Source organism: Streptomyces sp. B93, from assembly GCF_018070565.1.
In the GTDB taxonomy this organism is placed as follows: domain Bacteria; phylum Actinomycetota; class Actinomycetes; order Streptomycetales; family Streptomycetaceae; genus Streptomyces.
Window position 1 is genome coordinate 139,267 of sequence record NZ_JAGPXL010000003.1, and the last position, 14,650, is coordinate 153,916.

Genomic DNA, 14,650 nt, shown 5'->3' on the forward strand with positions numbered 1-14,650 from the left:
GATGACGTCCGTACCGGAGGGCGACCTCGTGCTGGGCGCCCTGGGGACGCTCGGCACCCCGGTGGACTGCGCCGGGTTCACCCGGCTCGACCTGGAAGGGCCGCAGGTGCTGTGGCTGGTCGCGGCCGGGGCACTGGACCTGTTCGCGGTGGACGCCGGGCAGCGGGGGCACTGGCATCACCTCGGGCGGCTGGAGGCGGGCACGCTGCTGCTCGGCCCGGTGACCGGCCCGCAGCACACCCTGGTGGCCCGGCCGCTGCGCGGCTGTGTGGTGCGCCGGATCGGACTGCGTGAGCTGTACCAGCCCGCGCCCACCCAGACCTGGTCCTACGACGCGTACGGCAACCCGCAGTACGTCCCTCCGACGACCAGCCCGCTGGAGTACGCCCTCGCCCTCGGCGTCGGCCGCGGGCTGTCGGTCCTCTTCCAGGCGCCGATGGCCGGCGAGGGGGCCGCGGAGGACGGGGGCGCCCCCGCGCGAGTTCATTCGAGCGTGGGGGACGACGACGTGTTCTGGATGCAGGTGCCGCCGGGGAGCGTGCAGTACGGGTCGCTGTACGGCGCGGAGGCGGCGGCCGACCTGCTGATGGACCCGGCGGTGTGGCAGTCGATGGTCGACCAGCAGTACCGGCTGCTGACCACGCTGGACCGCTGGATCGAGCAGTTGGAGCGCAGCCACGAGACGCGTACGGCCGCCGGTATCCGGGCGGGTGAGGCCGTCCGCGACCAGGCCGACCGGACCCTGCTGGCCGCCATCGGCAAGCCGTCGGCCCGGCGTGTCACGGCCGCCGACGCCGACGCCACCTACGCGGCGTGCCGTCTGGTCGCCCGTGCCGTCGGGATCACGCTGGCCGACCCCGGGCACGGCGGCGCCGGGAGCGACCGTCTCGACCCGGTGGAGCGCATCGCGCTGGCGTCCCGGGTGCGCACCCGGACGGTACGGCTGACCGGCCGCTGGTGGCGGGAGGACGTCGGCCCGCTGGTCGGCCACCGGGCGCTGTCCGGTGCGCCGGTCGCGCTGCTGTGGCGGCGCGGCGGCTATGTCGCCGTCCATCCCGCCACCGGCCGCCGGACCCCGGTGGAGAAGGCCAACGCGGCGGAGTTCGAGCCGCGGGCGGTGATGTTCTACCGGCCGCTGCCGGACCGCCGCCTCGGTCCGCTGGGCCTGCTGCGCTTCACGCTGCGCGGCACCGGCGGCGATCTGCGGGCGCTGCTGCTGAGCGGGCTGGTGACGGTGGCGGTCGGCGCGCTGGTGCCGATCGCGACGGGCCGGGTGCTCGGCGAGTTCGTGCCGCGGGCGCAGGCCGGGCTGATCACCCAGGTCTGTCTGGCGGTGCTGGTCGGCAGTGTGGTCGCGGCGGCGTTCCTGCTGATGCAGAACCTGACCGTGCTCCGGCTCGAGGGCCGGGTGGAGGCCGCTCTCCAGCCCGCGGTGTGGGACCGGCTGCTGCGGCTGCCGACGGGGTTCTTCACGGGCCGCTCCACCGGCGAGCTGGCCAGCGCGGCGATGGGCATCAGCGCGATCCGCCGGATGCTCGCGGGCGTGGGTCCCACGGTCGCCCAGTCGGTCACGGTCGGCGCGATGAACCTGGGTCTGCTGCTGTGGTTCAGCGTGCCGATGGCGCTGGCCGCGGTCGGCATGCTGGTGGTGATCGCGGCGGTGTTCCTGGGGCTCGGTCTGTGGCAGGTGCGCTGGCAGCGGCGGCTGGTGGTGCTCACCAACAAGCTGAACAACCAGGCGTTCCAGACCCTGCGCGGACTGCCGAAACTGCGGGTGGCGGCGGCCGAGAACTACGCGTACGCGGCCTGGGCGGGCGAGTTCGCGCGCAGCCGCGAACTCCAGCAGCGGGTGGGCCGGATCAAGAACCTCACCACGGTGCTCGGCGCGGTCTACCTTCCGCTGTGCTCGCTGCTGATGTTCATGCTGCTGGCGGGCCCGGCGCGGGGCAGCATGTCCGCCGCGGACTTCCTGGCCTTCAACACCGCGGTGACGATGCTGCTGACCTCGGTCACCCAGGTGACCGGGGCGTTCGTCTCGGTGGTGGCCGCGCTGCCGCTGTACGAACAGATCAAGCCAGTGCTGGACGCGGCGCCCGAGGTCCGCTCGGGCAGCACCCGGCCGGGCCCGCTGTCGGGCGCGCTGGCGGCTCGGCGGCTGTCCTTCCGCTACTCCGACGACGGCCCGCTCGTCCTGGACGACGTCTCCTTCGAGGTGCGGCCGGGTGAGTTCGTGGCGATCGTCGGCCCGAGCGGCTGCGGCAAGTCGACCCTGCTGCGCCTGCTGATCGGCTTCGACCGCCCGCTTGCCGGCAGTGTCCTCTACGACGGCCAGGACCTGGCCGCGCTGGACCGGTCCGCGGTGCGGCGGCAGTGCGGGGTCGTCCTCCAGCACGCCCAGCCCTTCACCGGCTCGATCATGGACGTGATCTGCGGCACCGAGCCGTATCCGGCGGAAGAGGTGATGGCGGCGGCCCGGCTGGCGGGGCTCGCCGAGGACATCGAGCGGATGCCGATGGGGCTGCACACCATCGTCTCCGGCAGCGGTTCGGTCTCCGGCGGCCAGCGGCAGCGGCTGATGATCGCCCAGGCGCTGATCCGCCGCCCGCGCCTGCTCTTCCTCGACGAGGCGACCAGCGCCCTGGACAACGTCACCCAGCGCACGGTCATCGAGAGCACCAAGGCGCTCAACGCCACCCGGATCGTGATCGCGCACCGGCTGTCCACGGTCCTGGACGCCGACCGGGTCATCGTGATGGAGGACGGCCGGATCGCGCAGCAGGGGCCACCCGCCCAACTGCTGGCCGACACCACCGGACGGCTGCACGAGCTGGTCCGCCGTCAGCTGGCGTAACGGGCCCGGTACCGGGGCCCTCCGGCGGGCCGCCGACCGCCCGGTTCACGCCGTTACGGTGCCGGACCCTTTTGACACCGGCCGTGACCGGGTACTCGCGCGCTCATGCGAATCAGCGTGGTGGATGTGGGATCGAACACGGTCCGGCTGGTTGTGGCGGACGCGGAGGGCGGGGTGCCGCTGCCGGTCCACACCGCGAAGTGGCGGCTGCGGCTGTCGGAGCAGGTGAAGCCCGGTGGCAGGATTCCGGACGAGGCGGTGGAGCGCCTCGCCGACGCGGTCGCCGGGGCGGCGCGCAGCGCGGCGCGCTGGCACGCCGCCGGGCCGCTGGCCTTCGCGACCGCCGTGGTGCGGGCCGCCCCGAACCGCGAGGAGGTGCTGCGCACCGTCCGGGAGCGGACCGGTGTCGAGCTGTGCACCCTGCCGGGCGAGGTGGAGGCCGAGCTGACGTTCCTCGGAGCCCGGCGCTGGATGGGCTGGCGGTCGGGACCGCTGGCGCTGCTCGACATCGGCGGCGGCTCGCTCGAAGTGGCCTTCGGGCGGGGGCGGCTGCCGGACTTCGCGGCGTCGCTGCCGCTGGGCGCGGCCCGGCTGACCCATGAGTTCTTCGCGGGGCAGGACCCGCCGTCGCCGGAGCTGATCCGCGGGCTGCGCCGCAAGGTCCGGCACCAACTGCGGGACGTGGCGGCCCGGATCCGCTGGGAGGGGCCGCGCACGGCGGTGGTCACCTCGCGTACGTTCCAGCAGCTGGGCCGGTTGTGCGGAGCGGCGCCCGGCCGTCACGGGCCCTTCGTGGACCGGCAGTTGCACCGCTCGGAGCTGCGCCGGGCGATCACCCGGCTGGCCGAGCTGCCCGCGGCCGAGCGGTCCCGGCTGCCCGGCATCTCCGCACCGCGCGCCGCGCAGAGCCTGGCCGGCGCGGTGGTGGGGCACACGGCGATGAAGCTGACGGGGCTGCGCACGGTCACCGTCTGCCCCTGGGCGATCCGCGAGGGCATCCTGCTGCGGCACATCGAGGACGGCCCGTCCTGGTGGGCGGAGGTCTCCCGGTCCGCGGAGGAGACCCCCGAGCCGGTCCCGCTGCGGATCGCGACCGTACAGAACTGACAGCAGGCGAGGAGGCTCCCATGTCGGACGAGACCACGGACACCGGCAGCGGCGACGAGAAGCACGCCGAGACCGCGCCGGAGAAGGTCCTGCGCGAGATAGAGAAGATCGAACGCCGCACCCGGGACACCGACGAGCAGAAACGGCACCGGGGCGAGGCCGGCGAGGCCATCACCCCGAACACCGAGGCCCAGGAGGAGTCCCAGGGCGACTGAGCGGACGCGGAGGGCAGGGCCCAGGGCCTGTCGTCGCATTCCCGTCGTCCGCCCGGAGGGCGGCCCCGGCGGCGGCGATGGGGGTGCCCCCGCGCGGGCCGGGCGAAGCCGCGGGCCCTAGCCCGGCGGGGCGCTCAGGGGGCGGTCCGTCAGGGCACGGGCCACGCCGTGCAGGTTGGCTGCCATGGCGCGGGCGGTGCTGTGCGACCAGTCGCGGCCCTTCTCCTCGTCGAGGTAGTCGGGGCCGGGGCCCGGGCCGAGGTGCCAGTAGGTCCAGGCCTGGCCGGGGACGGTGTAGCCGATGTCGCCGAGGGCGCCGGAGATCTCGCTGATCACATGGTGGGCGCCGTCCTCGTTGCCGGTGACGACGACGCCCGCGACCCGGTTGTAGGCGACGGGCCGGTTGTCGTCGTCGGTCTCGGAGAGCATGGCGTCCATGCGCTCGAGCACCCGCTGGGCCACGGACGACGGCCGCCCGAGCCAGGTCGGGGAGGCGATGACGAGGATCTCGGAGTCCAGCAGCCGTTCGTGGACGGACGGCCACTGGTCGCCCTCGCGCACGGGCTCGCTGGTCACCCCCGGCGCGATGTCCAGGTCGACGGCGCGTACGACGTCCACCTGGACGCCGTCCTCCTCCAGCTGCCCGACGACGACCCCGGCCAGCGCCTCGGTGTTGGAGGGCTCCGGCGATGTCTTGAGCGTGCAGTTGATCACAAGTGCCTTCATGCCGCCGCCGAGTACCCGCCCGCGCCCCGACCAGTCGGCCGGGATGCCCGTCCGGCGCCCGGGTACCCGTCCCCCATGGCACACGATCCCCAAGGACCACGGCTGCCGTCCGCCCGGGGCCCCGTCTCGGCCGCCGTCATGGCGTACCTGTCGGGGACCGGCACGCCGCCGCAGGCCGACGACGTCCGGGACGCGGCGGCGTACGGCGACGACCTCCAGCTGGCCCTTTACCTCTGCTACGAGCTGCACTACCGCGGTTTCGCGGAGGTCGGCCCGGACCGCGAGTGGGACCCGGACCTGCTGCGCGCGCGTGCCGCGCTGGAGGACCGCTTCCTGGCCGCGCTGCGCCGCGACACCCCGGTCCACGAGGGCGTGACCGAGGCGCTGGCCGGACTGCTGGTGGAACCTGTCGACGGGACGGGCGTCACCCATTTCCTGCGCGACCGGGGCGAGTTGTGGCACCTGCGCGAGTACGCGGCGCAGCGCTCGCTGTACCACCTCAAGGAGGCGGACCCGCACGCGTGGGTGCTGCCCCGGCTGTGGGGGCGGGCGAAGGCGGCGATGGCGGCGGTGGAGTTCGACGAGTACGGCGGCGGCCGTCCCGACCGGGTGCACGCGCGCCTGTTCGCCGACCTGATGACGGACCTCGGTCTGGACACGTCGTACGGCCACTACCTGGAGGTGGCGTCCGCGGAGATGCTGGCCACGGTCAATCTCATGTCCCTCTTCGGGCTGCACCGCTCGCTGCGCGGCGCCCTCGTCGGGCACTTCGCGGCGGTGGAGGTGACGTCGTCACCGGGTTCCCGGCGGCTCGCCGAGGCGATGCGCCGCACCGGCGCCGGTCCGGCCGCCGAGCACTTCTACGACGAGCACGTCGAGGCCGACGCCGTGCACGAGCAGGTCGTACGCCATGACGTCATCGGCGGGCTGCTGGCGGAGGAGCCGCACCTCGAGCCCGACGTGGCGTTCGGGATCGACGCCACCGGACACGTCGAGGACCGGCTCGCGGCCCGGCTGCTGGCGGACTGGCGGGCGGGACGCTCGTCGCTGCGCGCCACGGAAGCGAGCGTTACGGCACTTATGTCGTGAATGTCGGGGTACCTGAGGTGCGTGACTCCACAGGTGACATCGATACCGCCCGATCCGGCCCCCGACCCCTTGGCCCCGCCCGGCGTCTACGCCCCGCAGGAGGACACCGTCCTGCTGGGGGACGCCCTGGCCGGGGAGCCGCTGCCGCCGGAGGCGGACGTCCTGGACGTCGGCACCGGCTCCGGCGCCCTGGCCCTGCGCGCGGCGGGCCGCGGCTCACGCGTGACCGCGGTGGACCTCTCCTGGCGGGCGGTGTGCACCGCGCGGTACAACGCCTGGCGCGCCGGGCTGCCGGTGCGCGTCCGGCACGGTGACCTGTTCGCGCCGGTGCGCGGGGAGTCGTTCGACCTGATCATGGCCAATCCGCCCTATGTGCCGGGCCCGGACGCGGCCCCGGGGCCGCGCGGTCCGGCCGCCTCCTGGCACGGGGGCCGGGACGGGCGGGCGGTCCTGGACCGGATCTGCCGGGAGGCGCCCGGTCTGCTGTCGCCCGGCGGCACCCTGCTGCTGGTCCAGTCCGCGCTCAGCGACGCCGACCGGACCCTGGCCCAGCTGCGCGCGGCCGGTCTGGAGGCGGCGGTGACGCACCGGCGCCGGATCGCCTTCGGTCCCGTCCTGCGCGCGCGGGCGGACTGGCTGCGGGAGCGGGGGCTGCTGTCCGCCGCCGAGAACAAGGAAGAGCTGGTGGTCGTCCGTGCCGAAGCCCTCTGCTGAGACCGACGACCGTCCACGCCGGGTCAGGATCCAGCGGCGCGGACCGCTGCTCGTGGAGGGGCCGGTAGAGGTGGAACTGGAGGACGGCACCGTCGTCTCCTCCGACCGCTTCCGGGTGGCCCTGTGCACCTGCCGTCGCAGCCGCCGCTATCCATGGTGCGACACCAGCCACCGCGACCGCGCCTGACGCGTGTTCCCGGGGACCGGCGGACGGCCCCACTCCGTCCGCCGGTCCCCGGTGCGAGACCGCCTGGTGCCCCGCGAAGGACCCGCACTCCCCAGTCACGGGTCGACTGCTGCGCTCGCGGTGACCTGGCGGTCCCGGTCCATCAGAACGTGAAGAGCGCTCCGTGGGAGCTCCTCACGCACTCGTTGGCGAAGGTGCGTTCGTAGGAGACGCGCTGGCCCTGCCAGACCCCGTCGACGGTGACGACCACCGGGTTGTACTCGCGCGTGCACAGCACACCGGCGCGGGCCTCGAGAGCGTCCAGGTCGCCGTCCGCGCCGCGCAGTTCCGCGCAGGCCGCGAGCGGCGCCGGGTGCGTGCCGGTCGGCCGCGTCGCGCAGTCCAGGGTCACGGCGCGTTCGGGAGCCGCGGCGGCCGCCGTCTCGCCGTGGCCCACGGTGAGGACCAGCGCGGACGGGGCGTAGAGCGCGGTCGGGGCAGGCTCGGCGTGCGCGGCCCCGGTCAGGGGTCCGCAGACGGCGGTGGCCGTGAGGCCGAGGGTCGCTGCCCAGCGCGCGGGGTTCCGCATTGTGTGCATCCTTCCGCTCGATTCCAGGGGTGCCGGACCGGCCTCTCGGTCGGGTGCCGGACCGGCGAGCGCGAGTCTGCCGAGTCCGCCGCCGAAACTCACATCGACCCCACCGGTTTCAGTAACCTTGCGTGTTGAATCAGTGGCGGGAAGTCACAGAATTCGAACGTTCCAACTCCATTCGCAGGCCACTCTTGATCGTTCACGGTGGCCGAATGGCCGGTTTACCGCTCTTGGTTAATCGGCCGGAAACATTCCGCGGGAAGCCCTGACCGGTCGGCGGCGGCCCGTTGTCAGACCCCTCGGCTAGGTTGCGGGCATGACTCACTTCGTACTGGTGGCGGGTGCCTGGCTCGGCGCGTGGGCGTGGGACGAGACGGCCGCCGAACTGCGCGCCTCCGGGCATGCCGTCCACCCCCTGACCCTGACCGGGCTCGCCGAGAAGCAGGGTGCCGCGGCGGGACAGCGCACCCATGTGCGGGACATCGTCGACGCGGTCGAGCAGGGCGGCCTGCGCGATGTCGTCCTGGTCGGGCACAGCTACGCGGGCGTGCCGGTCGGGCAGGCCGCCGAGCGGATCGGCGACCGGCTGCGCCGGGTGGTGTTCGTCGACTCCAACGTCCCCGTCGACGGCGCGTCGTTCCTCGCGGGCTGGCCGAGCGACTGGGTGCTCGAGGCGATCGAGGCGGGCGACGGCTGGTGGCCCCCGCTCCCGGCGGGCGAGTTCGCGGGCCAGGGGCTGACGGACGAGCAGATATCCCGGCTGCTGGCCGGTGCCACCCCGCACCCGGGCGCCTCGCTGACCGAACCCGCCGCGCTGACGCGTTCGCTGGCCGAGCTGCCCGCCACCTACGTCAAGTGCCTGCTCGACGGCGAGGAGCCGATGGGCGCCGTGGCCGACCTGCTGGGGAGCGAGCGCTGGGAGCTGGTGCGGATGGACACCGGGCACTGGCCCATGTTCTCCGCCCCGCGCGAACTGGCCCGCGTCCTGCACGAGGCCGCGCTGCGCGAGTGAGGCCCGACCGCCGGGCACACCCGCGGCTACTCGCCGGTATCGTCGGGGCGCGCGGCTCGACGAGGAGAGGCGGGAGTTGGCGATGGCCAAGCACTGGGCGGACTTCCAGTACGAGATCTATCTGAACGGCATGTCGGGCGCGGTCCCCCGGCTGCCCACCGATCTGACCCGCCTGGAGGAGCTGACCGAGCGGCGCCTGGGCCCCGGACCGGTCGGCTATGTGTCGGGCAGCGCCGGGGACGGCAGCACGGCCCGCGCCAACCGGGCGGCGCTGAAGCGGTACCGGATCGTGCCGCGGATGCTGCGGGACGTGCACGAGCGCGACATCTCGGTGGAGGTGCTGGGCCGCGCGCTGCCCGCCCCGCTGGCGCTGGCCCCGGTCGGGGTCCTGTCGATCATGCACCCGGACGCCGAGGTGGCCGCCGCCCGGGCCGCCGCCGCGCAGGGCGTGCCGTTCGTGCTCTCCTCGGCGTCCAGCACGCCCATGGAGGAGGTCGCGGCGGCGATGGGCGGCGCCGAGCGCTGGTTCCAGCTGTACTGGGCCAAGGACCGCGAGGTCACCCGGAGTTTCCTCACCCGGGCGAAGGCGTCCGGGTTCTCCGTGCTGGTCGTCACCCTCGACACCCCGCTGCTCGCCTGGCGGCCGCGCGATCTCGACCAGGCGTACCTGCCCTTCCTGCACGGCGTGGGCACCGCCAACTACTTCTCCGACCCGGCCTTCCGGGCGGGTCTCGCCAAACCGCCCCACGAGGACCTCAACGCGGCGGTGATGCATTTCGTCGGCATGTTCGCCGACCCCGGCAAGACCTGGCCGGACCTGGCGTTCCTGCGGGAGAACTGGGACGGTCCGATCGTCCTGAAGGGCGTCCTGCACCCCGACGACGCGCGGCTCGCCGCCGACGCGGGGATGGACGGGGTGGTGGTCTCCAACCACGGCGGCCGTCAGGTGGCCGGTGCGATCGCGGCGGCGGACGCGCTGCCGGGCGTCGCGAAGGCCGTCGGCGACCGGCTGACGGTGCTGTTCGACAGCGGGGTGCGCACCGGCGACGACGTCTTCAAGGCGCTCGCGCTCGGCGCGCGGGCGGTCCTGCTGGGACGGCCCTACGTCTACGGTCTGGCCCTGGACGGCCAGGCGGGCGTCGAGCATGTGGTCCGCTGTCTGCTCGCCGAGCTGGACCTCACCCTCGCCCTGTCCGGCCACGCCTCCCCCGCCACGGTCGGCGCCTCGGACCTGGACGGCGGGACGGGCTGAGCAAGCGGGACGGGCACGCCCCCGCTGAGCGTGGGCGTGCCCGTCACCGTCAGGCGCTGTGGCCCGGCAGCTCCACCCGCCGCGCGGACGGGCTCTCGGTGCCGGCGCCCGACAGCGCGCCCTGGCTCGCCGACGGTGACCCGGTCAGCCAGCGCTGGCTGTCGGAGCCGTCCCGGACCTTGACGACGATGTCGGCGCCGGGGGCGTCGGTGGTGGCCGCCAGGGCGAGCTGCTTCTCCCAGCGGGGCAGCAACTCGCCCCGCACCGTCAGGTCGTAGCGCACGTCGGCGCCGCGCTCGGCGTCGGCGGGCGCGCACGCGCCGAGTATGACCACTCCGGCGTCCGCGTGCGAGTCCAGGCACAGCCCGGGCTCGGCCACGCTGCGCAACAGCCCGTCGTCCTCGTACGACCACTGCTGACCGCGTGCGTCGGAGCACTCCGCCAGCTCGGTGCCCGATCCGGCCCGTGGGGTGCCGCGGACGCCGAGGCACAGGTCGGAGGCGGCGTTGCGCAGGACGATGCGCCGTACGGCGCCGGGGAGCGCGGCGTTGTCGGGCGGCGCGGAGGAGACGCCCGGGGCGTCCTGGCTGCCGGTGCCGCCGACCGCGCTGCTGGAGGCGGCCGGGTCGGCGTCACCGTCGTAGGACCACAGGTTGGTGATCAGGACGGTGGCGAGCAGTCCGGCGGAGGCGACGCCGACGCCGGTGAGCAGGGCCCGTGGAGTGGGCAGCACGACGGGCGTGGGGACGCGGGCCAGCAGCCGGTTGCGCCGGGAACGGCCGCCGTGCCGTCCGGAGCGCCGTCCGCGCGGGTTGGCGCGGCTGCGGCCGGGCCGTGAGTCGAGATAGCGGCGGGCGCCCCAGCCGAGTACGGCTTCGGCGAGCAGCGTTCCCAACTGGCTTTCGGCCTGGCTCAGTTGTTCGGCCGCGGAACGGCAGTAGCGGCACCCGTCGAGATGTTGCTGGACATCCGGCAACAGGGTGCCGCCGCGGCGAATCGGGACGTCGAGGAGCCGGTTGTAGAAGCCGCACTCCTTGCTCGGCGCGAGTTCCCGGTGGGCGCGGACAACGCCTTCGCGGAATGTGTCCCGGGCCTGTTCCAGCGCGGCCGACGCACTCTCGGTGTCGAGGCCGAGCAGGGCGGCGGGGACGGTTATCGGTTCCGCCTCCACCTCGGTGTGCCAGAGCAGACAGCGGGCCAGAGGAGCCAGACCCTGGAATGCCCGCTCCGCCAGCTTGCGGTTTTCCGGGGTCAGGGAGCCCGCCGCGCGCATACCGCGTCCTCCGGCGGGTTTCAGCAGATCCGGCAGTACGCCGGATATCCGGTCGTCGGCCGACCAGCGGCGGACCGTGTCCCGCACGGCCACCAGGAGCGGGGGCCGCAGCGCGACGCCCGGTTCGCCCAGGGTGAGCCGGTCGAAGACCTGGTGGAAGGCGGTGGCGGTGACCATGGAGGCGGCCGGTGCCGAGGAGGCAAGGCAGATGACGGCGTACTCGTGCACCGGCTGCCAGTGCCTCGCCATGAGCAGGCCGGTGGAGTGGGCGACCTCGTCGTCCGTGGCGCCGGTGAGCCGGGCCGCGAGGACCTCGTCGGAATCACCGGGTACCGCGCCGGGCGGCGGGTAGGGAGGTCGAGGGGGGTGGGGGGTGGGCACTTGAACAGGTTCCTTCCCACGCGCGCGTGGACACACATGAGTTCTGTCGCCGAAAAGGGGCCCCCGTTGGTGCGTACCTTTTTGGCGGTGAGCGGGGTGCGTGAATTCACCTTTGGTGCATCGGACCCGGTTCAACAAGTCCGTGAGCCCTGGCAATTGCCCCCCGCATGGCGGGTTCACCCTTGCACAGGTCACTCACGCCCAACAAGGCACTCGGGCAACATGGGCACCACTGAAAGTGAGTCAATTGGCGAGCGGTTCATCTGCGGGTTCGCACCGGCATTCGACTTTCCTTGCGCCCCGTGTGAAACAGGCGCACACATCGGCCCCTCACGTGCTCTCCCGGACACCGCACGCTCTGGCGGGGCTCGGGTTCAGATCTGCCAGGAGCGCAGCCGGTCGGCCGCCGCGTAGACGTCCGCCTTGCCGTCGATCAGATCGCGGGCGAGGTCCACCAAGGCGCCGTAGGGCGGGTCCATGCCGACGCCGCTGACGAACATGTACGCCACCGCCGTCGCGCAGGCGAACCGGGCGTTCGCCGCGGGGAGCGGCTTGAGCAGGGCCAGGGTGTGCAGCAGCGCCGCGGCCCGCCAGGCCGGGTCGGAGTCGACGCCGAGGCGCGGCGGGTCCACGCGGTGCCGGGCTACGGCCGCGACCAGCGCCGAGAAGTCGTTGACGGTCGGCTGGTCCGGCAGGACCTCCTCATGGCGCTGGAGGAGCCAGGGCACGTCGATATGGACGACGGGAGGTGTCATCGGTCAGGCGGCCCGTCCCTCGCCCTTGGCGGGCGGCTCGTCGTCGGGGAAGGCCGCGGCGAACTCGTCGGCGTGCGCGGCGAAGAACCGGCGGAACTCCTCCGCCCCTTCCTGGAGCGCCCGGTGCCGGGCGATGTCGGCGGCGGCCGCCTCTCGCACGAGGGCCTTCATCGACGTACCGCGTTCCTTGGCGATCTGTCGCAGGTCCTCCAGCTCGCGGTCGCTGAACTCCACATTCAGAGCTGGCATGACATCACGGTACCGCTCGGGTACTTAATCGTAAATACCCGCAGCTCAGGACCGGTACGACACGGTACCGAGGGGGTGTGCAACCGATCGGTTCCTCTCACGTTTGAACACCCCGACGTTCGACTCCGTACAAGTACGGACGGCCTCCATGACCGGCCACCCCCTCACTCGTAGGAGTCATCCGTGGGACGCAACACGCGCAGACGCCCAAGAGGCGCGCGACGCGCGACATTCGCAGCGGTCGCCCTCATGCTCGGCGGCGGCGGGCTGGTGGCGGTGAACGTCTACGCCTCCGCCACCGACGGCGCGACGGGCGGCGGGGACCGCACCCTCACGGACGGCGCCCAGCCCGGCGCCACCATCGACTGCCCCGATGTCGGCGAACGGCTCACCGAGGTCCCGGACGGCGCCCGGGCCGAGGTGGACACCGAACTCGCCGCACTGGACCAGCAGGTGGCGGACGCCTACCAGCGGCTCCGGGACGCGGCGGCCGCCGCGCCGGACGGCGCCGTCGACGCGGCGGAGATCACCGGGCCGCTCCAGGAGCAGCGCACCGCGACGATCGAGCGGATCACGGCCGCACTCGCCCGGGTCGGCGAGCCCCCGCAGGGTCTGGCCGACCTCGCGGCGTGCACGGTGAGCACGCCGGAGCAGGCGCCCGAGGGCGAGCAGGACCAGGAGGGCCAGGAAGATCAGGAGGGCCAGGAAGGCCAGGAGGAGCAGGGCGGGGGCGGGCAGGCCGGGAACGGTCCCGTAGCCGCGGACTACGCCGACATCACCTCCGTGCAGCCCACCGCGCAGCGCCCGCGCCAGCGTGCGAACGCCTCCCGCGGCACCTTCACCACCAGCTGCGGCGTCAACGAGAACGGCCTGTTCAACTCCGACAACATCATCGTCGCGCCGGGCGTCTCCAACGGCGCCCACCACTTCCACGACTACATCGGCAACCAGTCCAACACCGCCTTCGCCAGCGACGAGGACCTCGCGAACGCCGAGACGAGCTGCGAGAACCCGGGCGACAGGTCGACGTACTACTGGCCGGTGCTGCGCCTCCAGAACGGCACCGTGGAGCGGGACGCCGAGTCCCCCGGCGGCGGCATCGAGGGCAACGCCGGTGAGATCGTCACGCCCGCCGAGGTCACGCTGACGTTCGAGGGCAGCCCGGTCGGCGAGGTCACCGCCATGCCCCGGCTGCTGCGCATCATCACCGGCGACGCCAAGGCGTTCGTCAACGGCACCGCCAACGCCAACGCCTCCTGGAGCTGCACCGGCTTCGAGGACCGGCAGCTGAAGGACAAGTACCCGCTGTGCCCGGACGGCAGCAGCGTGGTGCGCACCTTCCGCTTCCAGAGCTGCTGGGACGGCAGCGGCATCGACAGCGCCAACCACCGCACACACGTGGCGTTCGCGGACCCGGAGGGCCGTTGCCCCGAGGGGTTCCGGGCGATCCCGCAGCTGGTGCAGCGGATCGTGTACGACGTGGCCGCGCCGAGCCTGGACGACGGCGGCCGCACCACACCGCTGTTCGCCGTGGACTCCTTCCCCGAGCAGCTGCACAAGCCGGTCACGGACCACGGCGACTTCGTCAACGTCTTCGACGAGGACCTGATGGGCGAGATGGTCGACTGCATCAACAGCGGCCGTACGTGCGACGCCGCCGACCTGCCGGACGGCGGCACGCCTCCCGGCGGGGGCGGGGGCGAGGAGACCCCGGACCCGTCCGAGGAGCCGAGCGAGGAGCCCACGGAGGAGCCTTCCGAGGAGCCCACGGAGCAGCCGAGCGAGGAGCCCTCCGAAGAGCCGTCCGAGAACCCTAACGAGGAGCCTTCCGAGGAGCCGACGAAGACCGAGCAGCCCCAGCAGGGCGAGGAGCAGACCGCCGAGCCCACGCACGAGCAGCCCCGCGGCGACGGAACCGCGACCGCGAGCGCCGCGCCCAAGATCAGCGCCTCCCCGGCGGCCACCGCGCGCCCGTCGACCGCCCCGGCGGGCGACGGCGGCGCCGAGTCGCAGGCGGCCGTGGCCGCCCCCGAGCGGACCGGGTCGGGCACCGAACCCCAGGCCGTGCGGGGCGGACTCGCCGAGACGGGCGCCAAGTTGTGGCCCGCTGCGGCCGGGACGGTCCTGCTGATCTGCGGCGGTGTTCTCCTGATGCGGACGACGAGGGGCAAGCGCTCGGTGTGAGCCGGGTTCGGCGGCACCGGTGATTTACGCGGTGCCGGGCATCGGCCGGGTGGCGAGACTGCGATGACTCTCCACCCCCTACTC

The 14,650-nt window shown here is 73.5% G+C and carries 14 protein-coding genes; 9 read left to right on the forward strand and 5 right to left on the reverse strand.

All coding sequences use genetic code 11. The annotated features are described in order from the left end of the window. The first annotated feature begins 1 nt into the window (after window position 1). The 3 genes from KBY47_RS04370 (at window position 2) to KBY47_RS04380 (ending at window position 4,173) form a co-directional block, all read left to right on the forward strand. Complete coding sequence (locus tag KBY47_RS04370) at window positions 2–2,851, forward strand: NHLP bacteriocin export ABC transporter permease/ATPase subunit (protein ID WP_210919543.1); 2,850 nt, start codon at window positions 2–4, stop codon at window positions 2,849–2,851. Window positions 2,852–2,956: 105 nt separating this feature from the next. Next, the gene (locus KBY47_RS04375) at window positions 2,957–3,958 is read left to right on the forward strand and encodes a Ppx/GppA family phosphatase (RefSeq protein ID WP_210919544.1); all 1,002 of its coding nucleotides are present in this window, start codon (window positions 2,957–2,959) and stop codon (window positions 3,956–3,958) included. Between the two features lie 20 nt (window positions 3,959–3,978). Further along, window positions 3,979–4,173, forward strand: coding sequence for a hypothetical protein (locus KBY47_RS04380; protein ID WP_210919545.1), 195 nt, complete (start codon window positions 3,979–3,981; stop codon window positions 4,171–4,173). Between the two features lie 117 nt (window positions 4,174–4,290). Here the strand turns inward: KBY47_RS04380 and KBY47_RS04385 are convergent, their stop codons facing one another. After that, on the reverse strand, window positions 4,291–4,899 hold the full coding sequence (locus KBY47_RS04385) for a flavodoxin family protein (protein WP_210919546.1): 609 nt from the start codon (window positions 4,897–4,899) through the stop codon (window positions 4,291–4,293). 75 nt (window positions 4,900–4,974) lie between these two features. Here KBY47_RS04385 and KBY47_RS04390 point away from each other — a divergent pair, with 75 nt between their 5' ends. From KBY47_RS04390 to KBY47_RS04400, 3 genes are read left to right on the forward strand one after another with little or no spacing between them, the layout of a single operon-like run. After that, the gene (locus tag KBY47_RS04390) at window positions 4,975–5,988 is read left to right on the forward strand and encodes an iron-containing redox enzyme family protein (RefSeq protein ID WP_210919547.1); all 1,014 of its coding nucleotides are present in this window, start codon (window positions 4,975–4,977) and stop codon (window positions 5,986–5,988) included. Beyond that, window positions 5,989–6,702, forward strand: coding sequence for a HemK2/MTQ2 family protein methyltransferase (locus KBY47_RS04395; protein ID WP_210919548.1), 714 nt, complete (start codon window positions 5,989–5,991; stop codon window positions 6,700–6,702). Further along, window positions 6,683–6,889: a CDGSH iron-sulfur domain-containing protein gene (locus tag KBY47_RS04400; RefSeq protein WP_210919549.1), complete on the forward strand. Its 207-nt coding sequence runs from the start codon at window positions 6,683–6,685 to the stop codon at window positions 6,887–6,889. The genes KBY47_RS04395 and KBY47_RS04400 overlap by 20 nt, the downstream gene beginning before the upstream one ends. A 142-nt stretch (window positions 6,890–7,031) precedes the next feature. Here KBY47_RS04400 and KBY47_RS04405 read toward each other — a convergent pair whose 3' ends face one another. Beyond that, window positions 7,032–7,457, reverse strand: a complete 426-nt coding sequence (locus KBY47_RS04405; protein ID WP_210919550.1) for a subtilase-type protease inhibitor — start codon at window positions 7,455–7,457, stop codon at window positions 7,032–7,034. A 319-nt stretch (window positions 7,458–7,776) separates the two neighbouring features. Between KBY47_RS04405 and KBY47_RS04410 the strand changes: the two genes are divergently transcribed. Together KBY47_RS04410 and KBY47_RS04415 are read left to right on the forward strand one after the other, a co-directional pair. After that, window positions 7,777–8,472, forward strand: a complete 696-nt coding sequence (locus KBY47_RS04410) for an alpha/beta fold hydrolase (RefSeq protein WP_210919551.1) — start codon at window positions 7,777–7,779, stop codon at window positions 8,470–8,472. A gap of 82 nt (window positions 8,473–8,554) precedes the next feature. Next, a complete protein-coding gene (locus tag KBY47_RS04415; protein WP_210919552.1) occupies window positions 8,555–9,724 on the forward strand; it encodes a lactate 2-monooxygenase in 1,170 nt (389 codons plus the stop codon). 49 nt (window positions 9,725–9,773) lie between these two features. On the opposite strand, the gene KBY47_RS04420 is transcribed toward KBY47_RS04415, so the two are convergent. The 3 genes from KBY47_RS04420 to KBY47_RS04430 all read right to left on the reverse strand — a co-directional run bounded on the left by KBY47_RS04420 (window position 9,774) and on the right by KBY47_RS04430 (window position 12,382). After that, window positions 9,774–11,378, reverse strand: a complete 1,605-nt coding sequence (locus tag KBY47_RS04420) for an RICIN domain-containing protein (protein ID WP_210919553.1) — start codon at window positions 11,376–11,378, stop codon at window positions 9,774–9,776. A gap of 374 nt (window positions 11,379–11,752) precedes the next feature. Beyond that, entirely contained in the window at window positions 11,753–12,133 is a 381-nt protein-coding gene (locus tag KBY47_RS04425; protein WP_210919554.1) for a toxin Doc, read from the reverse strand. Between the two features lie 3 nt (window positions 12,134–12,136). Further along, window positions 12,137–12,382 (reverse strand): hypothetical protein, encoded by a 246-nt coding sequence (locus KBY47_RS04430; protein ID WP_210919555.1) that lies wholly within the window; start codon window positions 12,380–12,382, stop codon window positions 12,137–12,139. Between the two features lie 249 nt (window positions 12,383–12,631). Between KBY47_RS04430 and KBY47_RS04435 the strand changes: the two genes are divergently transcribed. Beyond that, on the forward strand, window positions 12,632–14,566 hold the full coding sequence (locus tag KBY47_RS04435; RefSeq protein ID WP_210919696.1) for a DUF1996 domain-containing protein: 1,935 nt from the start codon (window positions 12,632–12,634) through the stop codon (window positions 14,564–14,566). Window positions 14,567–14,650: the final 84 nt, after the last annotated feature.